The sequence below is a fragment of the Micromonospora sp. NPDC093244 genome, assembly GCF_040683695.1.
Lineage (GTDB): Bacteria > Actinomycetota > Actinomycetes > Mycobacteriales > Micromonosporaceae > Micromonospora.
The window spans coordinates 918,692-939,681 of record NZ_JBFBEO010000002.1; the positions used below are offsets into that span (position 1 = coordinate 918,692).

Here is a 20,990-nt window from a genome sequence, read left to right on the forward strand (position 1 = left end):
GCTAGGCGACGAGGCTGGTGAAGAAGTCGCCGAAACCCTGGGCGATGTCGACGATGCCACCACCGAGAGACTTGAACACATCCGCCGCCGAGTTTGGCCGGTAGGCGACGAAGAAGATCAAGAATGCGATTCCGGCCCAGGTGAGGACCTTCTTGACCATGGCGGGCCATCCTCTCGCGCGGCGCCGGGTCCCATTACCGCAGCGGCACCCAGAGTATCAGTGTGGTGTCGTACAGTGAATATCTGCGTCCGTTCTCCGTCAATCAGGGTGGGTTGTCAAGCCTTACCTGATAGGTGCGGAGATGGTGCGCCGTACACGAGTTCGGGCGGAGTCCACTCGGTCAGGTCGTGTAGCACGACGTCTTCCGCGAGCAGATGTCCCGCACTCGCCGGCCAGGCTATCGCATGCAGCCACATTCCCCGAGCCTCGCCGGCGTACGCGCTTCGATCCGTTCGTGAATTCACCAACCACAGTGGAGTCGGGTGCCCGCCGACCCTGATCCGGGCCTGCCCCACGTGCTCCGGATGACCCGGGCCGGGGTCGGTGAGCGCGTCGACCAGCTGCGGTCCCGGGTCCGGACCGGACAGTCCGGCGAGTCGCGTACCCAGGCCGACACCCGGCTCCTCGGCCACGAAGACCAGGTCGGCCGGGCCTCCACCGAGCGGCGCCGGGCCCGCGCAGGCCACGGCGGTCGCCCGCACACCGGTCCGCTCGTCCCCCGCGTACGCCACGCCGGTGAGGGTCCAGCCGGGCGGCAGCGGCCACGGACACCAGAGCGGCGTCACAGGCGCGTCCGCGGTCGCGGTGATGCGGTCCACCACGCTCGCCACGATCTCCGGTCCGATGTGTTCGGGCACGTGCAGGGGCGGGACCGGCCCGCAACCCAGGCACCTCGACTCGGTGTGCATCAGATCCGGCGCCCGTACCGGGCCCCCGCATCTCGGACAACTCACCGCGACACTCACATCCCCACCGTCGCCCCGTACCGCCCGCGCGTCAAGCCGGACCGTCCGATCGCGCCGGCGCGGCGCGGGGTCAGTCCGGCGGCGGACCGGCGTGGGTACGGAGCCACGCGTGCATGGCGATCCCGCTGGCAACGCCCGCGTTGATCGACCTGGTGGAGCCGTACTGGGCGATGGAGTAAAGCTGGTCGCAGGCCGCGCGGGCCGGCTCGGAGAGACCGGGCCCCTCCTGGCCGAACAACAGCACGCAGTCCCGCGGCAGAGTGCCGGTCTCCAGCGGGAGCGAGCCGGGCAGATTGTCGATACCGAAGACCGGCAGCCCCCGCCCGGCAGCCCAGTCGACGAACTCCTCGATCGTCTCGTGGTGACGGACGTGCTGGTACCGGTCGGTCACCATGGCGCCGCGCCGGTTCCACCGCCGACGTCCGACGATGTGCACCTCGGCGGCCATGAACGCGTTGGCGTTGCGGACCACCGTGCCGATGTTGAAGTCGTGCTGCCAGTTCTCGATGGCGACGTGGAAGCCGTGCCGGCGCCGGTCCAGGTCGGCGACGATCGCCTCGTGCCGCCAGTAGCGGTAGCGGTCGACCACGTTGCGCCTGTCGCCCTCGGCCAGCAACCGCGGGTCGTAGCGACTGTCGTCCGGCGGGTCCCCCGGCCAGGGGCCCACACCCACCTCAAGCTGGTCGTCGGTCACGGTCATCAGAGGGTACGGACCACCGCGGCGCCCGCCGCGACGGCCCGCCGATGTCAGCCCAACCCGAGCGCGCGGCCGAGCCGATCCAGGAAACGCCTGTCGGCCGGGCTCGGCGGCTGACCGGCAGCGCCTGGTGCCGCCCGACAGACCCGCGCCGCGACCGACTGCACCCACTGGCGGTACGCGGCAGAGTCGGCGGGGTCGGCGCGTCGGCGCAGGACCCGGACCGCCGCCCGGCAGGCGGCCAGGAGATCCACCAGGTCGGTGAGTCGCTCGCCGGGCTGTGGGGCGCCGTCGTGGCGGGCGTAGATCGCGGCGACGACGGCACGGACGAGGTCACTGTCGAAGGCTCGCCCGGCCGCCACCGCGTCCAGGCCGGCGAGGCCCGCCGGGAAGCCCCGCTCGGGACGGCCTGGCCCGGGAGCGGCGGCGGCCACGAGCACCCGACCGGGAAGGCTCGTGAGCAGGTCCCATTCGGCGGCGGAGTAGGCAGCGGTGGTCAGCGGTGCGGCACGGCGGCCGGCAGAGGACGGCTCTCCGGCGACGGAGTGGCTCATCGGAACCTCCGGCGTCAGCATATGCCCCGAAACGGGACCAGGGCCCGACCCCGGCAGAACCTGCTGAGGGGAAGGAGCCCTGGTGGTGCGGCGTCCGGGACGCCACGTGCGTTCAGCGCGGGGTGGGGAAGCTCGGGCGCTCCGGGTCCACCCCGTCCGGGACGGCGCTTGCCGCGTACTCCCGCTTGGGGACCATGACCTTGCGGCGGAAGACGCAGACCATGGTGCCGTCCTGGTTGTAGCCGCGGGTCTCCACCGACACCACGCCCCGGTCCGGCTTGGAGCCGGACTCCCGCTTGTCCAGCACCGTGGTCTCGCCGTAGATGGTGTCGCCGTGGAAGGTGGGCGCCACGTGCCGCAGCGACTCGACCTCCAGGTTGGCGATCGCCTTGCCGCTGACGTCCGGCACGGACATGCCGAGCAGCAGGGAGTAGATGTAGTTGCCGACCACGACGTTGCGCTTGAACTGGCTGGCCGATTCGGCGTAGTGCGCGTCCATGTGCAACGGGTGGTGGTTCATGGTGAGCAGACAGAAGAGGTGGTCGTCGTACTCGGTGACGGTCTTGCCCGGCCAGTGCCGGTAGACCGCGCCGACCTCGAACTCCTCGTAGTAGCGGCCGAACTGCATCCTGGTCCCCTTCGACGGGCGGCGATGGAGTTCGGCACAGCATGCCTTACCGGTGGTTAAGGCGATCGGCGGGGCGTGACCACGGCGGAAATGTCACACCTGTCACTCGCACGGGGGGAGACGCAATGAGCGGCGGGGCCCTCCCCGGCACCCGCCGCCCACGCTCTGATGCGAGGAATTCTGCCCTACGGCGGCGTAGGTTCGACAGAGATCGAGGTCACATTTATCTTTTTGTAACACTACTGTGCGTGACGAGACACGAGTTGATCGGCGATCTCCGCAGGCCGGATACCTCCTTGTCAGGGCTCAAGTTACCGATTCGTACTGCTCAATCGCGTGGATCTCCCTGGAAACGCTCCCATCACGGCTGGTCACGCAAGTGCGTCGTGCACTTGCGTTCCGCACGACCGGCACGGACAGACGCGGATCGATGACTCGCAGGGGCCTCGGGCAGCCCGGGGCACGTTTCGCGCCCCACCGCCCGGGAATTCGATACGGTCAGCCCTGGTTCTACGGGACGTAGGTAAACCGCGGTGATCGGAGAGTGCAATGGCAACCGTTGAGCTGACCTCGGCGAACTTCGACGAGGTGACCGGCAACGACGGCATCGTCCTGGTCGACTTCTGGGCCGACTGGTGTGGCCCGTGCAAGCGGTTCGCCCCGGTCTACGAGCGCTCCTCGGAGAAGCACCAGAACATCGTCTTCGGCAAGGTCGACACCGAGGCCCAGCAGGAGTTGGGCGCCAAGTTCGACATCCGGTCGATCCCGACGATCATGGCGATCCGCGACGGCGTCATCGTCTTCGCCCAGCCGGGCGCGCTTCCCGAGTCCGCCCTGGAGAACCTGATCGAGCAGGTCGAGGCACTGGACATGGACGACGTCCGCAAGCAGTTGGCCGAGCACAACCACTGAGTCGTCCCCACGACGACATGCGCAGGCCGGGCCCGGTGCGGGCCCGGCCTTCGTCGTACGCGGAGGAAACGCGCATGATCAGCTTCCCGGGCAGACCGAAGTGACCGTCGGTGGGACCCGACACGGTCGGTACATCCCGTATCGTCACGACCCGATGGAGACCCTGACCACCCGCGGGCGCGTGACCCGGCTCGGCGCGACCGCACTCGGCCTCGCCCTGCTGGTCGTCGGCACCTTCTGGGGCAGCGACGACGACTTCCCGTTCGGCCCGTTCCGGATGTACTCCACCTCGAACCCGCCGGACGCACCCGCTCCGGACACCCGGGTCGAAGGCGTGAACGCCGCCGGGGCCGTGATCGACCTCGATCAGACCGCGACAGGCATCCGCCGCGCCGAGATCGAGGGCCAGCAGGCCCGGTACGCCGCCGACCCGACGCTGCTCACCGAGGTCGCCGACGCGTACGCCGAACGCCACCCGGACGCCCCCGCGCTGGTCGAGGTCCGCATCGTGATCCGCTGGCACGGCATCCGCGCCGGCCGGCCGACCGGGCAGCACACCGACGAGACGGTCGTGCGCTGGCAGGCATCCCGATGACCCGCTGGCTGACCGAGGCCGTGCCCCGGGGGCGGGTGGCCGCGTTCCGGACCGTGATCTACCTCTTCGTGGCCGCCGACCTGGTGATCTTCACCCCCTGGGTACGCACCCGGGTCAGCGTGCCCGGCGACCTCTACCAACCACTGCTGATCGGCCGCCTGCTCCACCTGCCGACGCCTACCGCGGCGGTGGTCGCGGTGATCTTCTGGTCCCTGCTGGTGCTCGCGCTCCTCGCCGCCACCGGACGGGCACCGCGACTGCTCGGCTGGACGGTCTGCGCGCTGTACCTGGAGTGGATGATCATCGCGATGAGCTACGGGAAGGTCGACCACGACCGGTTCGGGCTGCTCGTCGCACTCGCCGTCCTGCCCACCGCCGGTCGGGCCCGGCACGGCGACACCACACGCACCGAGGCCGGCGGCTGGGCCCTACGCGTGACCCAGATAGCGGTGATCTGCACGTACTTCCTGGCCGCCTTCGCCAAGCTGCGCTTCGGCGGGCTGGACTGGCTGACCGGTTCGGTGCTGGCCCGGGCGATCATCAGGCGCGGCACCGACCTGGCGGACCTCATCGCCCAGGTGCCGTACCTGCTGATCGTCGCCCAGTTCGGCATCGTGGCGTTCGAGCTGCTCAGCCCTGTGGTCTTCTTCCTGCCACCCCGCTGGCGACTCGCCATGGTCGGCTTCTTCTACTCGTTCCACGCGGTCACCATCGCGACCATCACCATCTCGTTCGCGCCGCACCTGGCCGCGATGACCAGCTTCCTGCCGCTGGAGCGGGTCCGCCCGATCGTCTGGGCCCGCCGCCTCGCCGGCCGCCCCGCGCCCGTGACGGACGCGGTCGACGACCAGGCCGAGCCCGGCACGGAGCCGGACCCGGCATCCGTGTCCCTCGGCGATCAGGCGCCGGTGGTCGGGCGACCGGCCGGGCCGTAGAGCCGTTCCCGGGCCTCCTGCGGCAGCGAGCAGGCGGCCGTACCGCCCGGCAGGCGATGCCTGTTGCGCGCCACCCAGCGGTACAGAGGCCAGGCCGCCGCGCGGGCCGGTGGAAACCGCAGGCCGGCCCCGGCGACCCGCCACAACGGGCCGCTCGCGGCGAGCAGCTTCGCGATGGCGTCCGGTCCGGCGGCGCGGGAACCGTCAGCGCCGACCCACTGCACGGCCTCCTCGCACTCGGCCGTCGTGAGGCCGAGCGCGTCGAGGTCGGCGAACTGCCAGGGCACCACCCGCGCGGTGGTGGGGATCCGGCGTTCGATGAACTCCGCGCAGGTCGTGCAGAACGCGCAGTCACCGTCGTAGACGAAGGTCGACGTCTCCATGCCGTCCATCCTCCCCCGCCGCACCGTGGATCAGTCACCGATGTCCGGCGGGTCACTTGCGTCGACCTCGTACACGTGTTCGAATAATGCCCATGCGCTGGGACAACCTCACCGCTCCCCCGGTTGAGGGAGACCCCGAGCGGGCAGCGCCAGCGACGCCACCCCTGCCGCTGGCGCTGCCCGGCGCCGTTGCCCGCACCTTCGACACCCCCGAGTTCGCCGGAATGACCTTCTACGAGGTGCAGGCCAAGTCCATCCTCAACCGGGTGCCCGGGCAGTCCCGCGTGCCGTTCGAGTGGACGATCAACCCGTACCGAGGCTGTTCCCATGCTTGTGTGTACTGCCTCTCGGGCGACACCCCCATTCTCATGGCGGACGGACGCACGAAACCGATCAGCGAGCTGGAGTCGGGCGACCGCATCTACGGGACCGAGCGACGCGGCGCCTACCGCCGATACGTCGTCACCACCGTCGTCGACAAGTGGTCCACCGTGAAACCCGCATACCGAGTCACCCTGTCGGACGGCACCACGCTCATCGCCAGTGGAGACCACCGGTTCCTCTCGGATCGTGGCTGGAAGTACGTCACCGGGGCGATGCAGGGCGTCGGCCAGCGCCCCTACCTGACCACCAACAATCGCCTCATCGGCACAGGCGGTTTCGCAGCGATGCCCAAGGAATCACTCGACTACCGCCGGGGCTACCTGTGCGGGATGGTGCGGGGAGACGCCCACCTCGGCACGTTCTCGTACTCCTACGGGCTCGTGCATCGGTTCCGTCTGGCACTGATCGACGATGAGGCGTTGAGCAGGAGTGAGCGCTATCTTGCCCAGGAGGGGATCGAGACAAGGCGCTTCTCTTTCACGCCGGCCAACGCCACACGCCGTGCTCTGTCGGCCATCCGCATCTCGAAGCGGCGGGACGTCGAGAGGATCACCGAGCTGATCCAATGGCCGTCCAGTCCCAGCGACGAGTGGCGACTTGGCTTCCTGGCAGGCATCTTCGACGCCGAGGGCAGTTGCAGTAGAGGCATCCTGCGCATCAGCAACAGCGACGACGCCATCCTCGACCAGACGACGGCAGCACTGCGCCATTTCGGGTTCACCTGCGTACGAGAAGATCGCGGTCTGCCCAAGCGTGTGCGGACCATCAGGCTGACCGGCGGACTGGCGGCCCGGCTCCGGTTCTTCCACCTGACCGATCCGGCCATCATCCGCAAGCGCTCGATCGAGGGTGCCGCACTGAAGAATCAGAGTGCGCTCAAGGTGGTGGGCATCCAATCACTCGGGCTGGAGCTGCCGCTGTGGGACATCACCACCGGCACCGGCGACTTCATCGCCAACGGAGTCGTCAGCCACAACTGCTTCGCCCGCAACACGCACACCTACCTGGACCTGGACGCCGGAGCGGACTTCGACCGGAAGGTGATCGTCAAGGTCAACGCCGGTGAGCTGGTGCGGCGGGAGCTGGCCGCGCCGAGGTGGCGGGGCGCGCACGTGGCGATGGGCACCAACGTGGACTGCTACCAGCGGGCCGAGGGTCGTTACCGGCTGATGCCGCAGATCATCGCGGCGCTGCGGGACTTCGCCAACCCGTTCTCGATCCTGACCAAGGGGACGCTGATCCTGCGGGATCTGCCCCTGCTGCGCGAGGCCGCCCAGGTGACCAGGGTCGGCATCTCCTTCTCTGTGGGGTTCGTCGACGAGCAGCTGTGGCGCAGCGTCGAGCCGGGCACACCGCACCCGCGCCGCCGACTGGACGCGGTCCGGGCGCTCGCCGACGCCGGCTTCTCCGTCGGGGTGCTGATGGCACCGATCCTGCCCGGCCTCAGCGACAGCGACGAGTCCATCGACGCGACGGTGTCGGCGGTCGCGGCCGCCGGTGCGAGCAGTGTGACGCCGCTGGCCCTGCACCTGCGTCCCGGCGCCCGCGAGTGGTACGCGCACTGGCTGGGCCGGGAGTATCCGCACCTCGTGCCCCGCTACCGCGAGCTGTACCGGGCCGGCTCCTACGCGCCGCAGGCGTACCAGCGGGAGCTGACCGCGCGGGTGCGCATCGCGGCCCGCCGCCACGGCCTGCACCGCGCCGAGATGGGTGACAACCGCAGCCTGCCCGAGCCGCCACCACCGCCGGACGCCGAGCAGCTCACCCTGCTCTAGGCCGAGGCCGGAGCTACAGTCGGCGGGTGCGTACCGCTCAGCAGATCCTCGCCGACTCCGCCGTGATCGCCGTCGTGGGCGCGTCCCGCGACCCGCGCAAGGCCGCGCACAGCGTGCCGTTGCAGATGCAGCGGTACGGCTGGCGCATCATCCCGGTCAACCCGACTGTCGACGAACTCTTCGGCGAGCGGGCCTATCCGACGCTTGCCGACATCCCGCACCCCGTCGACCTGGTGGACGTGTTCCGGCCGGCCGCCGACGCCGTACAGGTGGTCCGGGACGCGGCGGCGATCGGCGCCCCGGCCGTCTGGTTGCAGCTGGGCATCGCCTCGGCCGAGGCGCGGCGGATCGCCGAGGAGGCGGGAATGGACTACGTCGAGGACTGCTGCCTCCTCGTGGAACGCGCCGCCGCCGGCCTGACCCGGCTCGGGTAACAGCACCCCCAACCCCGCGATCTTGCAGTTTTGGTCCGGGATTTGCCCCTTATGCCGAGAACGCCGCGACAGAAAGTGCACGATCGCGCGGGATAAGGGCGGGGTTAGAACTTGTACTCCTTCAGGAGGCCTCGGCTGATGATTGTCTTCTGGATCTCCGAGGTGCCCTCGCCGATGAGCAGGAAGGGTGCCTCGCGCATCAGGCGCTCGATCTCGTACTCCTTGGAGTAGCCGTAGCCGCCGTGGATGCGGAACGCCTCCTGGACGACCTCGGCGCAGTACTCGGAGGCGAGCAGCTTGGCCATGCCTGCCTCGACGTCGTTGCGCTGGCCGGCGTCCTTGAGCCGGGCGGCGTTGACCATCAGGGCGTGCGCGGCCTCGATCTTCGTGCCCATCTCGGCGAGCTTGAACGCGATCGCCTGGTGCTTGGCGAGCGGCTGGCCGAAGGTCTTGCGCTGCTGGGCGTACGCGACGGCCAGCTCGAAGGCGCGGATGGAGATGCCGCAGGCGCGGGCGGCCACGTTGACGCGGCCCACCTCGATGCCGTCCATCATCTGGTAGAAGCCGCGGCCCACCTTGTCGGCGCCGCCGAGGATGGCCGAGTCGGGCACCGTCACGCCGTCGAGCACCATCTCGGTGGTCTCGACGCCCTTGTAGCCCATCTTGTCGATCTTGCCGGGGATGGTGAGGCCGGGGGCGGTCTCGCCGAAGCCCGGCTCCTTCTCCAGCAGGAAGGTGCTCATGTTGCCGTACACCGACTCGGCGCCGGTGTCGGTCTTGACCAGGGTGGCCACCACCGAGGAGTACGCCCCGTTGGTCAGCCACATCTTCTGCCCGTTGAGCACGTAGCTGTCGCCGTCGCGGACCGCGCGGGACTTGATCGCGGAGACGTCGGAACCGGTCTCCGGCTCGGACATCGAGAAGGCGCCGCGCACCTCGCCGGTGGCCATCCTGGGCAGCAGGCGGGACTTCTGCTCGGTGGAGCCGTGCTGGGAGATGAGGTACGCCACGATGAAGTGCGTGTTGACGATGCCGGAGATCGACATCCAGCCCCGGGACAGCTGCTCCACCACTAGCGCGTAGGTGAGCAGCGACTCGCCGAGCCCGCCGTACTCCTCGTCGATGGTGAGGCCGAACAGCCCCATCTCGCGCATCCCGTCGAGGATGTCGGTCGGGTACTCGTCGGCGTGCTCCAGCCGCTGGGCGTGCGGGATGATCTCCTTGTCGGCGAACTCCCGGACGGTCTCCAGAATCGACTGCTGCACGTCGGTCAGGCCGGGTGTCTGGGCGAGTCGAGCCATCTCAGCCTCCGGGGATCAGCGCACTACTCATGGGTAACTGAACGCTCGGTCAGTATCGGCTCCCGGGCCGGCGAGGCCAAGGTGACCAGTCCACACAACCGCTGTGAAAAGGTTCACCGCTGCGGGTAGCGTCCGGCAAGAGGGACGTTTCCGACACCGGCAGGAGGACGACGCCGTGAGCCACCTGCCGCCATCAGGACCTGGCGACGAGCCACCGCCGTCACCCTACGAGCCACCCCGGGACCAGTCGCCGTACGCGCCGGGCCAGCCGTCCCACGAGCCGCCCCCGGAGCGCTCGCCGTACGGGCCGCCGGCGGACGAACCGTCGCCGTACGGGCAGCCCGGGCCGCACCAGGCGGGGCACTGGGGCCAACAGCCGCCGTACGGCGCGCAGGGCCCCTACGGCCAGTACGGCCCACAGTCAACCGGCCCGGGGCGGGGCACGAACGTGCTGGCGATCCTGTCCCTGGTGTTCGCCTTCGTGTTCCCTCCGGCCGGCGCAGTCCTCGGTCACGTGGCCAAGCGGCAGATCCGTACCAGCGGCGAGGAGGGCGACCAGCTCGCCACGTGGGGGCTGATCCTCGGGTACGTCTTCACCGGACTCACAGTGCTGGCCTGCTGTGGCTGGCTGGCCCTGGTGATCTTCGGCAACACCGGCGACAGCGGCGGCTACTGATTGGCCACGCCGGTCAGCGGAAGCGGGCCTCCCGGACGCTGTTGCCGCCGTCCACCACGAGCATCTGACCTGTGATGTACGAGGCGGCCGGTGAGCAGAGAAAACTGATCGCCGCGGCGACCTCGTCCGGAGTGCCCGGTCGACCCACCGGTGTGCCAAGCCCCTGCTTGATCTCGGCCATCGTGGACGCCGCTGTGTAGATGGTGCCGGGCGCCACCGCGTTGACGGTCACCCCGTCGGCGATCATCTCCATGGCCAGCGCCCGGGTCAGCCCGACCACCCCTGCCTTCGCCGCCGCGTACGCGGCCTCGGTGGGCAGCGCGTTGACCGGACCGGCCGTGGCCGACAGGTTGACGATCCGGCCCCAGCCGCGCTCCGCCATCCCGCCGATGAACGCCCTGCTGCACAAGAAGGCGGTGGTCAGGTTGCGGTCGATCTCGCCGCGCCACTCGTCGTAGGTCAACTGCGCGACCGGCCGCAGCACCTCCGGGCTGGCCCGGCTCGCCAGGCCGGCGTTGTTGACAAGCACCTCCACGTCGCCCAACTGCTCGGCGACCGCGTCCGCCAGGGCGCCGACCTCGGACTCGTCGGTCAGGTCGGCGACGAAGCCGGTCACGCCCAGCTCACCGGCCCGGTCGTGGATGCGCCGCGTGGTCGAGACGATGGCCACCCGGGCGCCCAGGTCGGCGAGACGGCGGGCCGTGGCGTACCCGATGCCGTCCGCGCTGCCCGCCCCCGTCACGAGGGCGACCCGCCCGTCGAGCCGCATGGTCACCGGGTCGGCGAGCGCGACAGGCTCGTCGGGGCCGGGACCGCCGGCCGGCGTGGCCGCGCGGGCCCGTCGCGCCATGCCGGGCCGGCTGACGTCCCGTCTCGGTCGACTGCCGGAGCGGTCCGCAGCGCGCGCGTCTATTGCCATGCCAGGGATCCTGCCCGTTGCGACCGGCCCGAGCAACGCGGCACCCGGTAGCGGGGGCGTCGTGTTTACCCGACGCTGGCTACCCTGACGGCGCACCCCGACCTGACGGAGACTTCGCATGACCAATTCCCCACCGCCCGGCGGCTGGACCGACCCCACGTGGTCGGCGCAGCCGTCCAGCGCGCCGCCGGACCCGACCCTCGTGGCCGGTCAGCCGGTGCCCACCCAGCCCGGCCCGGCGGGCCCGTACGCGCCGATCGACCCGTACGCCGGCGCGCAGCCCCCACCGGGCCAGCCGGTGCCCGGATATCCCCCGCCCGGGTACGCCCCGGCTGGGTATCCGCCGCAGTACCCCGGCTACGGCTACCCGCAGGCCCCGAAGACCAACGGGATGGCCATCGCGGCGCTGGTGCTGGCCCTGGTGGGCTTCGCGTCCTGCATCACCGCGCCGGTCGGCGCGATCCTCGGCCACGTGGCTCAGAAGCAGATCCGGCTCACCGGTGAGGGCGGCGAGGGGATGGCGAAGGCGGCCATCATCATCGGCTGGATCCTCACCGCGCTCCTGGTGCTGCTCATCATCTTCTACATCGTGGTGATCGTCCTCGCGATCACGACCGGCGCCAGCAGCGACAGCAGCTACTGACGGCGCACCGCCGAGGGTCGGGGTGATCACCAGTGGCGGCCACCCCGACCCCGCCGGTCACTCCGGCGGGGTGAACGACGACGTACGGCTCATGCCGGCGGCCCGGCCCTTGGCGGCGATCACGAGCGCCATCTTGCGCGACGCCTCGTCGATCATCTCGTCGCCGAGCATCACCGCGCCCAGCTTGCCGCCAGCCTCCGAGGTGTAGTGCTCGTACGCGTCGAGGATCAGCTCGGCGTGGTCGTAGTCGGCCTGCGCCGGCTGGTACACCTCGTTGGCGGCGTCGATCTGGCCCGGGTGCAGCACCCACTTGCCGTCGAAGCCCAGCGCCGCGGAACGCTTCGCCACCTCGCGGAAGCCGTCGACGTCGCGGATCTGCAGGAACGGGCCGTCGATGGCCTGCTTGTCGTGCATCCGGGCGGCCATCAGGATCCGCATGAGGATGTAGTGGTACGGGTCACCCGGGTAGTCGGGGATCAGCGCGCCCACCACCAACGACCTCATGTTGATCGAGGCCATGAAGTCGGCGGGGCCGAAGATGATGGTCTCCACCCGGGGCGAGGCGCCCGCGATGGCGTCCACGTTGACCAGGCCGGCGGCGTTCTCGATCTGCGCCTCGATGCCGATCCGGCCGACCTCCAGGCCGAGCGTCTTCTCGATCTGGGTGAGCAGCAGGTCCAGCCAGTGCACCTGCTCGGCGTTCTGCACCTTGGGCAGCATGATGCAGTCCAGGTTCGCGCCGGCTCCCTCGACGACCTCGATGACGTCCCGGTAGGTCCACGGGGTGGTCAGGTCGTTGACCCGGACCACCCGGGTCTTGCCGGCCCAGTCGCCCTCGTTGAGAGCGGCAACGATGTTCTTGCGCGCGTCCGGCTTGGCCAGCGGGGCGACGGCGTCCTCCAGGTCGAGGAAGACCTGGTCGGCCGGGAGACCCTGCGCCTTGCCGAGCATCTTGACGCTGGAACCGGGTACGGCGAGGCAGGACCGGCGGGGACGACCGACTGCGGCCATGGGTGCACTCCTTCCAGCGTCCGGCGGGCACGCCGACGCCAGCTGACGACAGATCCGAGAAACTTAACGATCCCAAAGGGCGTAGTGACGCCACGGTAACCTCGCGCCATGACCGGGGTGAATGGACCTGTGGAAGATCTCACTGGGCGTCGACTGGTGGTGGTGACCGGGGCCAGCTCCGGCATCGGGCTGGCCGCCGCCGAGCACCTGGCGTGCCGTGGTGACCAGGTGGTGCTGGTCGGGCGCGACCCGGCCCGCCTCCAGGCCGCCGCGGAACGCGTACGGGAGGCCTCGGGTGAGCGTCCGGAGCTGTTTCGGGCCGACTTCGCGGCGCTCGACGACGTACGCGGGCTCGCCGAGCGGCTGCGCGACGCGTACGACCGCATCGACGTGCTCGCCAACAACGCGGGCGCGATCGCGCTGCAACCGCTCACCACCGTCGACGGCTTCGAGATGTCGATCCAGGCCAACCACCTGGCCCCGTTCCTGCTGACCAACCTGCTCGCCGACCGGATCGGCCGGATCGTGGTCACCGCCTCCGGCGCGCACCGCTTCGGCAGGCTCAACCCGGACGACCTGAACAGCCCGCTGCGCCGCTACCGGCCGATGGGCGCGTACGGCACCAGCAAGCAGGCGAACATCCTGTTCACCGCCGAGGCGGCCCGCCGCTGGCCGCACATCCCGGCGTACAGCTTCCACCCGGGCGTGGTGCGCACCCGGTTCGCCAACGACAGCAGGCTCGTCGCGTTCGGCATGCGGGTCCTGCCGTTCCGCAGCCCGGAGAGCGCCGCCGGAACGCTGGTCTGGCTGGCCAACCAGGACCCGGCCCGGCTGGTGCACGGCGGCTACTACTACAACCGCCGACCCCGCCGGCCGTACCGCAAGGCCGCCGACCCCGGACTCGCGGCCCGGCTCTGGTCGGCCAGCGCCGAGGCGGTCGGCATCCCCGCGTAGTCGAGCCCCCACAGGGGGTGTGTTCACAGTGGACTTACTGATACGGTCGATGCGGCCCAGTGATCAACGCCGATTGATGAGGGAGACCCGCATGACCGAGCAGGTTGAGGCCTTCGAGCCCGTGGCATCGGACGACTACGACCAGGAGCTGACCTGCCTGGAGCCGCCGGTCGAGTCCTGACCAGTCGTGCGTGTCCGTGTGTCGCGGCTGGTCGTCTTTCTGTGGCGTGATGGTCAGCTCGTCTGTGACGATCCGCTGCGGCACCGGCAGTTCGCGCTGACTGTTGAGGCGGAGCGGCTGCTGCGCGACTACGCCGACTGGGCTGAGCCCACCGGCAAGCTCGCGCAGCAGCTGCTCGCCGCGCACGTCCTCGTCGCCGAGGGTTCGTCGGAACACGCCCAGGAGGAACGTCTCGCCGCCTGGCGTGACCTGGGCCCGGCGGCCACCTACTACCACCTGGCCAGCCGGACCCTCGGCAAGGACGTCTTCCGCTCCGCCGCCGAGGACGCCGCCGTGCTGCGTGCCAAGACCACCCAGCCGGATCCGGTCAAGGAATACGAGGGGCCCCGCACCGCGCTGCCCCACACCGACCCGCCGGCCGTCGACTTCACCAGGGTCCTCGACGCCCGGCGGTCGACGCGATGGTTCGATTCCGAGACCCCGGTGCCGCTGTCGGCGTTCGCCGCCCTCCTGCGGTGGACGGCCGGGGTCAGGCGCGAGGTGGATGTCGCGGGAGTCGGGACGGCGTTGATGAAGACAGTGCCGTCCGGCGGATCCCGCCATCCGGTCGAGGTCTACCCGGTGATCCGCGACGTGGCGGGGGTGGAGCCCGGCGTCTACCACTACTCCGTGCGCCGCCACGAGCTGGTGCGGCTCGCCGACGCGAGCGGCGAGGACCGGCTGCGCGAGTGGTGCGGTGGGCAGCCACACGCCGCCCAGGCCGGCTTCCTGCTGATGTACGCGGCGGTCCTCGACCGGACCGTGTGGAAATATCCGGCGGCGCGGGCGTACCGGGCGCTCCTGCTCGACGTCGGCCACCTGAGTCAGACCGTCTACCTCACCGCGACCGCGCTCGGTCTCGGGACGTTCTTCACCGCCGCCACCCGGGACGAGCCCGTCGAGGACACCCTCGGCCTGTCCTGGTCGGAGGAAATCTTCCTCGGGGTGTCAGGCGTCGGCGTGCCGCACCCCGCCGAACGGGACCGGCAGGCGGCGATGCTCAACGGCGGCGAGGCCGCCTTCTCCTTCCCCCCGGACGCCTGGCACGGACGGGGCGAATGACGCCGAGGATCACAGTCGACCTGGCCCAGCTCGACGCGAACATCGCGCGGTACGGCGCCCTCGCCGACGAGGCAGGCGTCGCCCTGCGCGCACACGTCAAGGGGCACCGCACGCCCGAGATCGCCGCCCGGCAGGTGGCCGCCGGCGCGGTGGGCGTCGCCGTCCACTCCGCGGCCGAGGCCGAGGCCTACCTGGCGGTGGGCGTGACCGACGTCGTGGTGGCGTGGCCGTGGCGCGACCCGTGGCGGTGGGACAGGTTCGCCCGGCTGGCGCGGCGCTGCGCGGTGACCGTGCACGTCGACCACCCCGACACGGTGGCCGGCCTCGGCGCGTCCGCCGTGGCGCACGGAGTCGCACTCGACGTGCGGATCGAGGTCGACACCGGCCTGCACCGGGGCGGCGTCGACCCGGAGGCGGCCGGGAAGCTTGCCGAGTCGATCGCGGGGACCGACGGGCTGCGCCTGACGGGCGTGACCGGGTACGTGGGGATCACCGATCCCGCTGCCGCCCGCGACCGCTTCGACATGGGCCGCCACCAGGCGCAACTGCTGGTGTCGGTCGCGCGACGCATCCGGGCCACCGGAGCGGCCTGCCCGACGGTGAGCGTCGGCGGCACACCGACCCTGCTCGGCGCGCTGGGCGTCGCCGGCGTGACCGAGGTCTGCGCCGGCGCTTACGCCCTGCTCGACGGCGGGCTCGCCCGGCTGGGCGAGTGCGACAGCGAGGCGGTCGCGATAGCCGTCACCGCGACCGTCACCGGTACCGACGGTCCGGTGCCGCGCACCGACGCCGACGAGCTGCTCACGGGCGCCGACCAGACCTGGATGAGCGGTGTCGTGATGACGGGCCCGGACGGCACGCCGGTCCACGCCGACTCGGTGAGCGTGGGCGACGAGGTGCGGGTGCTGCCCGGGCACGTCTGCCCGGTGGTGGCCCGCCAGCCGCTGCTGCACGTGCTCGACTCGGGCGAGCCGGTGGCGCGGTGGCAGGCGCTGGTCCGCCCGGACCGGGCATGACCGACACGGTGGCGGGCGCCGGTCCGCCGGCACCGGACGTGACCGACACGGTGGGGGTCACGGATCCCCTGCGCGAGCGCCGGTTCGTCCAGTTCGCCGCCGCCCGGACGATCTCCGTCTTCGGCAACGCCATGGGCCCGCTCGCGCTGACCTTCGCCGTGCTCGACCTGCCCGACGGGTCGGCTCCGGCGCTGTCCCTCGTGCTCGCCGCGATCTCGGTGCCCAGGATCGCGTTGATGCTGCTCGGCGGCGTCATCGGCGACCGGCTGCCGCGCCACCTCGTACTCGTGGCGGCGGAGCTGATGTGCGGCACGGCGTACGCCGCGATGACTGTCCTCGTCCTGACCGGGCGGGCGGGCGTCGCCACCCTCGCCCTCTGCGCGGCCGTCGCCGGCACCGCCTCGGCGCTGCTGCTGCCCTCGCTGAACGGGCTGACCGCCGAACTGGTCGCGCCCGGGGCACGGCAACGTGGCAACGCCGTGCTGCGGCTGGGCACGAACACCGCGACGGTGGCGGGCTTCGCCGCCGGCGGCACCCTGATCGCCTGGCTGGGGCCGGGCTGGGCGCTGGCCCTGGACACCGCGACGTTCGCCGTCGCCGCCGGGCTCCTCGCGCGGCTCCGCCTCGACCGGGCCCGCCGGACGACCGGCCGGAACCTGCCCGCCCAGCTCCGGGACGGTTGGCGCGAGTTCGTCAGGCGGCGCTGGCTGTGGCAGATCGTGCTCGCCGCGGCGGTGGTCAACGCCGCCGTCGGGGTCACCTTCGGGCTCGCGGGCCCGCTGGTCGCCCGGACCCACCTCGGTGGCGCGGGCGCGTGGTCGGCAGTCCTCGCCGGGTACGCGGTGGGCATGTTCGCCGGGGTGCTTGTCGCGATGCGGGTCCGGACGACCCGGCCGCTGCGCGTGGCAGTGCTCGCCGTGTCGATGCTGGGACTGCCGGCGCTGTTGCTCGGCTCCGGTGCCGCGCTGCCAGCCGTGGTGCTCGCCGCAGTACTGGCCGGCGTGGCGTTCGATGTCTTCGGGGTGCTGTGGGAGACGACAGTCCAGTCCGAGGTGCCGGTCGAGGCGATGTCCCGCGTGAGCGCGTACGAGTGGCTGGGGGCGGTGGGTCTCGGACCACCGGTCATGATCGCCGCCGGCTTCGTCGTACCCGAGATCGGCGTACGGCCGGCACTGCTCTGCCTGGCCGGGGTGATCTTCGTAGCCGCGCTCGTCCCGTTGGTCAGTTCCTCCGTCCGGCACTACGAAAGGCAACCCGATGGCCGAGTACATTGACGCCTTCGCCACGGCGTACGACCGCTTCTGGGCGCCGTACCCGGAGCGGATGGGCGAGGCGTGGCTGCGCCTGCACGCGCACCTGGCACCGGGAGCCGAACGGAGCCTGCTCGACGTCGGCTGCGGCACGGGCATCGTGGCCGCCCGGTTCGCCGCCGCCGGCTACCGGGTCGTCGGGGTCGACGTGTCGGCGGCCATGATCGCCCGCGCCCGCGAGCGGCTGGCCGGCACCGACGCGGTGCTGCTGACCGCGGACGCCACGGACTTCGAGGTGCCGCGCCCCTGCGCTTTCGCGCTCTCCACGTACGACATCGTCAACCACGTTGGTGAGCTCGACCGGGTCAGCGCCTACCTGCGTCGCGTCCACGCGGCGGTCACCCCGGGCGGCTGGTTCGGCTTCGACATGTCCACGATCAGAGGGCTCAGCGCCGACGTCCCACCTGTCAGTCGGGAAGATGGCACGGCATCCGTCGTGGCGGCCCGTGGCCCGCTCGACGGCGAGCGCCGCCCGCTGCACATCACAGGTGAGCTGCGCACCGACGACGGGCGTACGACCCCCTTCGCCACGACGATCACCAACACGGCACACCGGGTCGCCGACGTGCTCGCCGCGCTGACGGACGCCGGCTGGGTGCCGAAGCACGTCACCGCCGTCGACGACCTGCTCACCGACGTGCCGGATCCGGAGGCGCTGCCCCGGGTGGCGGTGATGGCCCAGCGCGCCTGACGCCCCGCCCCCGCCGCCACCAGCACGGCCCGCCGCCACGAGCCCGGCCCGCCGCCACCAGCACGGCCCGTCCACGGCACCACGGCCCGTCGGCATCGATGGGTAGCGTGACCGCCATGCTCACTCTCGTCGCAGTCGTGGAGTATCCCACCGGGGCCGAGGCCGCCGGGCAACGCTACGAGGACACGGTGCTGGCCCTGCTCGGCCGGCACGGCGGCGGGTTGGAGCGGCGGCTGCGCAGCGTCGACGGGCAGTGCGAGGTGCACGTGATCCGTTTCGCGGACCGGGCCGGGTACGAGTCGTTCCTCGTCGACCCGGAGCGGGCCGCCCTGCGCGCGGCCCTCGGAGAAGCCGCGCCGAACACCAGGGTCATCGAGGCGCACGAGGTCTAGGCACTGGTCGAGGTCGCCTCTCTTCCCCTACTTCATCACGGCTCACCAGCAGAAACGAGACTTGATCTTGGGTCGTGCCGAGGCCAGGGTCGGTGCATGGAATTCGATGCGACAGCCACCGCCCGGCGGGCCCTGTGGATCGGCGGCGGACAGTGGGCCGGCAAGTCCACTGTCGCCGTCACGCTCGCCCTACGGCACGGGCTCACCGCGTACCTGTACGACAGGCACGACGCGCGCGGCCACGACGACAGGCGCATCGCCGACCGGGTCCGGCGGGGCGAACCGCCAGCAGGGCCCGACCCGGAGACCACCTGGGTCCGCACCGATCCGGCCCGGATGGCGGCCGACACGGTGGCGGCCTTCCCCAGTCGCTTCACCTGGGTGCTGGACGACCTGAGCGCGCTGGTGGCCGGCCGCCGCGTGGTGGCCGAGGGGTGGGGACTACGGCCGGAGCTGGTGGCACCCGTCGTCGATTCGGTACGGCAGATGGTGGTGCTCACACCCACCGCCGAGTTCCGCGCCCACCAGATGGCACGGCTGCCACGGGCCAGCTTCGCCGTACCGGGCCTCAGTGATCCCGAACGGGCCCTGCGTAACCGCTGGGCGCGGGACGAACTGGTGACGGCCGACGCGGTCGCCCAGGCCGAGCGGCTGGGCGTACGGGTGATCCGGGTCGACGGGACGCTCGACGGCGACCAGTTGACCGACCTGGTCGCCGAACACTTCGCCGCGTACCTCTGAACGTCGTCAGCCGTCCAGCGGGGCCGGGTCGGCCGGCAGCGGGGTGGGTGGTGTGACGCGACGGCCGGCCCGGGCGCCACCCAGCACCACCACCGCCACCCCGACCAGCAGCAGCGCCATCCCCAGCAGCGCGTACGGGCGGGGCGACTGGCCCAGCCACGCCCAGCCGAGCAGCGCCGCGCCGGGCACCTCCAGCAGGATCAGCACGCTCACGGTGGTCGCCGAGATCTTGTGCAGGGCGTAGTTGAACATCGAATGCCCGAGTAGTTGGGCGCCGGCCACCAGGGCCAGGATGGCCAGCCAGGTGCGCGGGTCGAAGCCGACAAGTCGTACGCCACCGAGAAGGCAGACCACCAGCAGGATGAGCGCGCAGATGCCGTAGCAGATGGTGGTGTACGTGGTGGTGCTGATGCTCGCCCGGGCGCGTTCACCGAAGGCGGTGTAGACGGCGGCGAAGATGCCACCGGTCACCGCCAGCAGGTCACCGACGACGGCCCTGCCGGACACGCCCACGTCGGCGCCGGTGGCGATCACCGCGCCACCGGCCGCCACCGCGACGCCGATCCACACCACCAGCGGCAGCCGCCGCCCCTGGGCGCGGGCGATCAACCCCTGCCAGATGGGCTGGGTGGCACCCAGGGCGGTGGCCGCGGCGACCGAGGTGAGCTGCGCGCTCGGCACCCAGGTGGCGAAGTGCCCGGCCAACGCGACACCGGACAGGACACAGAACAGGCCCTCGCGCCGGCCAGCGCCGACGGTCAGCCTGCGGAACTCGGCCCGGCGCCGGGCCAGGGAGAAGGGGCTCAGCACGGCGACCGCGAGCAGGTTGCGCCAGAACGCGATGGCAAGCGCGGGAGCGGCGGCGTACGCGATCAGGGGCCCGGACGACGACACGGCGACGACGGCCAGGCCGACCGCGCCCGTGGTCAGCGGGTCCAGGGACGGGCGGGATGACTGTGGGGCCACGGGGAGCAATCCTCACACGTATGACCGCCAACACGGACGGTCAGCACTCCGTTACGATCACGCAGTCCCGTCGGCGACCCCTGACCGCCCGGAGGCGTTCCCCCATGCCCAGCTACCAGGCGGTTCTGTTCGACTTCTTCGGCACGCTCACCCGTTCGGTGCAGCGCGGCGTGGCCCACCTCGGCACCGCCGAACTGCTCGGATGCCCCACCGACACGTTGACCGAGGTGCTGGACCGCACCTACTACGAGCGGGCCACCGGCCGGCTCGGCGACGCGGAGGCGACCCTACGGTGGGTGTGCGCCCAGGTGGGCGTACACCCCAGCGACCATGCGCTGCGCGCGGCCGTGGCGTCCCGGCACCGGGCCGTCCGCGCGGACACCCGGCTGCGCCCCGACGCGGTGCCGGTGCTCACGGCCCTGCGCGGGCGCGGCCTGGGCACCGGGGTGATCAGCGACTGTACGCACGAACTGCCGGCGTTCTTTCCGCAGCTCGCGGTCGACCCGCTTGTCGACGTGCGGGTCTTCTCCGTGCAGGTCGGACAGTGCAAACCGGATCCGGCGCTCTACCTGGCCGCCTGTCGCCGGCTCGGGCTGGCGCCGGCGGACTGCCTCTACGTCGGCGACGGCGGCAGTCAGGAGCTGACCGGGGCCGAGCGGGCCGGGATGACGGCCGTCCGGCTCGCCGCGCCCGACCTCGGCGAACACATGGTGTTCAACGCCGACCGGGACTGGCGCGGGCCGGTGCTCGGCACCCTGCGCGAGGTGCTCGACCTCGTCGACTCCGACGTCGAGGTGGTGGGTGTGGCCTGACGGCCCGGCCACC

At 71.3% G+C, this 20,990-nt stretch carries 25 protein-coding genes; 15 read left to right on the top strand and 10 right to left on the bottom strand.

Annotation, left to right across the window (positions count from 1 at the left end; all coding sequences use genetic code 11):
* Position 1 precedes the first annotated feature (1 nt).
* The 5 genes from AB0N27_RS14365 to AB0N27_RS14385 all read right to left on the bottom strand — a co-directional run bounded on the left by AB0N27_RS14365 (position 2) and on the right by AB0N27_RS14385 (position 2,845).
* Positions 2-160, bottom strand: coding sequence for a hypothetical protein (locus AB0N27_RS14365; RefSeq protein ID WP_165942702.1), 159 nt, complete (start codon positions 158-160; stop codon positions 2-4).
* Positions 161-276: 116 nt separating this feature from the next.
* Positions 277-966 (bottom strand): DUF6758 family protein, encoded by a 690-nt coding sequence (locus tag AB0N27_RS14370; protein ID WP_364368457.1) that lies wholly within the window; start codon positions 964-966, stop codon positions 277-279.
* Between the two features lie 70 nt (positions 967-1,036).
* Positions 1,037-1,660 carry an RNA methyltransferase gene (locus AB0N27_RS14375; protein WP_364368460.1) on the bottom strand — a complete coding sequence of 208 codons (624 nt, stop codon included), beginning with the start codon at positions 1,658-1,660 and terminating at the stop codon, positions 1,037-1,039.
* Between the two features lie 53 nt (positions 1,661-1,713).
* The gene (locus AB0N27_RS14380) at positions 1,714-2,238 is read right to left on the bottom strand and encodes a hypothetical protein (RefSeq protein ID WP_364368463.1); all 525 of its coding nucleotides are present in this window, start codon (positions 2,236-2,238) and stop codon (positions 1,714-1,716) included.
* A 91-nt stretch (positions 2,239-2,329) separates the two neighbouring features.
* The gene (locus AB0N27_RS14385) at positions 2,330-2,845 is read right to left on the bottom strand and encodes a MaoC family dehydratase (RefSeq protein ID WP_139582462.1); all 516 of its coding nucleotides are present in this window, start codon (positions 2,843-2,845) and stop codon (positions 2,330-2,332) included.
* A 549-nt stretch (positions 2,846-3,394) separates the two neighbouring features.
* On the opposite strand from AB0N27_RS14385, the gene trxA reads away from it, so the two are divergent.
* From trxA to AB0N27_RS14400, 3 genes are all read left to right on the top strand, one after another.
* Positions 3,395-3,757: a thioredoxin gene (trxA, locus tag AB0N27_RS14390; protein ID WP_030329190.1), complete on the top strand. Its 363-nt coding sequence runs from the start codon at positions 3,395-3,397 to the stop codon at positions 3,755-3,757.
* A 154-nt stretch (positions 3,758-3,911) separates the two neighbouring features.
* On the top strand, positions 3,912-4,352 hold the full coding sequence (locus AB0N27_RS14395) for a hypothetical protein (protein ID WP_364368468.1): 441 nt from the start codon (positions 3,912-3,914) through the stop codon (positions 4,350-4,352).
* A complete protein-coding gene (locus tag AB0N27_RS14400; protein ID WP_364368471.1) occupies positions 4,349-5,287 on the top strand; it encodes an HTTM domain-containing protein in 939 nt (312 codons plus the stop codon). Before AB0N27_RS14395 ends, AB0N27_RS14400 begins: the two co-directional genes overlap by 4 nt.
* On the opposite strand, the gene AB0N27_RS14405 is transcribed toward AB0N27_RS14400, so the two are convergent.
* The gene (locus AB0N27_RS14405; RefSeq protein WP_364368474.1) at positions 5,251-5,670 is read right to left on the bottom strand and encodes a DUF393 domain-containing protein; all 420 of its coding nucleotides are present in this window, start codon (positions 5,668-5,670) and stop codon (positions 5,251-5,253) included. The genes AB0N27_RS14400 and AB0N27_RS14405 overlap by 37 nt on opposite strands.
* A gap of 92 nt (positions 5,671-5,762) precedes the next feature.
* Between AB0N27_RS14405 and AB0N27_RS14410 the strand changes: the two genes are divergently transcribed.
* Both AB0N27_RS14410 and AB0N27_RS14415 read left to right on the top strand, forming a co-directional pair.
* A complete protein-coding gene (locus AB0N27_RS14410; RefSeq protein ID WP_364368477.1) occupies positions 5,763-7,829 on the top strand; it encodes an intein-containing Rv2578c family radical SAM protein in 2,067 nt (688 codons plus the stop codon).
* Between the two features lie 26 nt (positions 7,830-7,855).
* Positions 7,856-8,263, top strand: coding sequence for a CoA-binding protein (locus AB0N27_RS14415; RefSeq protein WP_364368480.1), 408 nt, complete (start codon positions 7,856-7,858; stop codon positions 8,261-8,263).
* A gap of 104 nt (positions 8,264-8,367) precedes the next feature.
* On the opposite strand, the gene AB0N27_RS14420 is transcribed toward AB0N27_RS14415, so the two are convergent.
* Positions 8,368-9,564 (bottom strand): acyl-CoA dehydrogenase family protein, encoded by a 1,197-nt coding sequence (locus AB0N27_RS14420; protein WP_364368483.1) that lies wholly within the window; start codon positions 9,562-9,564, stop codon positions 8,368-8,370.
* A 175-nt stretch (positions 9,565-9,739) separates the two neighbouring features.
* Between AB0N27_RS14420 and AB0N27_RS14425 the strand changes: the two genes are divergently transcribed.
* The gene (locus AB0N27_RS14425) at positions 9,740-10,240 is read left to right on the top strand and encodes a DUF4190 domain-containing protein (RefSeq protein ID WP_364368486.1); all 501 of its coding nucleotides are present in this window, start codon (positions 9,740-9,742) and stop codon (positions 10,238-10,240) included.
* A 13-nt stretch (positions 10,241-10,253) separates the two neighbouring features.
* Here the strand turns inward: AB0N27_RS14425 and AB0N27_RS14430 are convergent, their stop codons facing one another.
* Positions 10,254-11,090, bottom strand: coding sequence for an SDR family NAD(P)-dependent oxidoreductase (locus AB0N27_RS14430; protein ID WP_208760839.1), 837 nt, complete (start codon positions 11,088-11,090; stop codon positions 10,254-10,256).
* Between the two features lie 187 nt (positions 11,091-11,277).
* Here AB0N27_RS14430 and AB0N27_RS14435 point away from each other — a divergent pair, with 187 nt between their 5' ends.
* A complete protein-coding gene (locus tag AB0N27_RS14435; RefSeq protein ID WP_364368489.1) occupies positions 11,278-11,802 on the top strand; it encodes a DUF4190 domain-containing protein in 525 nt (174 codons plus the stop codon).
* Between the two features lie 57 nt (positions 11,803-11,859).
* Here AB0N27_RS14435 and AB0N27_RS14440 read toward each other — a convergent pair whose 3' ends face one another.
* A complete protein-coding gene (locus AB0N27_RS14440) occupies positions 11,860-12,813 on the bottom strand; it encodes a CoA ester lyase (RefSeq protein ID WP_357984091.1) in 954 nt (317 codons plus the stop codon).
* Between the two features lie 129 nt (positions 12,814-12,942).
* Here AB0N27_RS14440 and AB0N27_RS14445 point away from each other — a divergent pair, with 129 nt between their 5' ends.
* The 7 genes from AB0N27_RS14445 to AB0N27_RS14475 all read left to right on the top strand — a co-directional run bounded on the left by AB0N27_RS14445 (position 12,943) and on the right by AB0N27_RS14475 (position 19,199).
* Positions 12,943-13,767: an SDR family NAD(P)-dependent oxidoreductase gene (locus tag AB0N27_RS14445; RefSeq protein ID WP_364370716.1), complete on the top strand. Its 825-nt coding sequence runs from the start codon at positions 12,943-12,945 to the stop codon at positions 13,765-13,767.
* A gap of 187 nt (positions 13,768-13,954) precedes the next feature.
* Positions 13,955-15,049: a SagB/ThcOx family dehydrogenase gene (locus AB0N27_RS14450; RefSeq protein WP_364368494.1), complete on the top strand. Its 1,095-nt coding sequence runs from the start codon at positions 13,955-13,957 to the stop codon at positions 15,047-15,049.
* Entirely contained in the window at positions 15,046-16,065 is a 1,020-nt protein-coding gene (locus AB0N27_RS14455) for an alanine racemase (protein ID WP_364368497.1), read from the top strand. The genes AB0N27_RS14450 and AB0N27_RS14455 overlap by 4 nt, the downstream gene beginning before the upstream one ends.
* On the top strand, positions 16,062-17,339 hold the full coding sequence (locus AB0N27_RS14460; protein WP_364368500.1) for an MFS transporter: 1,278 nt from the start codon (positions 16,062-16,064) through the stop codon (positions 17,337-17,339). Before AB0N27_RS14455 ends, AB0N27_RS14460 begins: the two co-directional genes overlap by 4 nt.
* Entirely contained in the window at positions 17,323-18,066 is a 744-nt protein-coding gene (locus tag AB0N27_RS14465) for a class I SAM-dependent methyltransferase (protein WP_364368503.1), read from the top strand. The genes AB0N27_RS14460 and AB0N27_RS14465 overlap by 17 nt, the downstream gene beginning before the upstream one ends.
* 116 nt (positions 18,067-18,182) lie before the next feature.
* Positions 18,183-18,458, top strand: coding sequence for a hypothetical protein (locus tag AB0N27_RS14470; RefSeq protein WP_364368507.1), 276 nt, complete (start codon positions 18,183-18,185; stop codon positions 18,456-18,458).
* A 96-nt stretch (positions 18,459-18,554) separates the two neighbouring features.
* Positions 18,555-19,199, top strand: a complete 645-nt coding sequence (locus AB0N27_RS14475) for a hypothetical protein (RefSeq protein WP_364368510.1) — start codon at positions 18,555-18,557, stop codon at positions 19,197-19,199.
* A 6-nt stretch (positions 19,200-19,205) separates the two neighbouring features.
* On the opposite strand, the gene AB0N27_RS14480 is transcribed toward AB0N27_RS14475, so the two are convergent.
* Entirely contained in the window at positions 19,206-20,174 is a 969-nt protein-coding gene (locus AB0N27_RS14480) for a DMT family transporter (protein ID WP_364368513.1), read from the bottom strand.
* Positions 20,175-20,269: 95 nt separating this feature from the next.
* On the opposite strand from AB0N27_RS14480, the gene AB0N27_RS14485 reads away from it, so the two are divergent.
* Positions 20,270-20,977, top strand: a complete 708-nt coding sequence (locus tag AB0N27_RS14485) for an HAD family hydrolase (protein WP_364368516.1) — start codon at positions 20,270-20,272, stop codon at positions 20,975-20,977.
* The last annotated feature ends 13 nt before the right edge of the window (positions 20,978-20,990 follow it).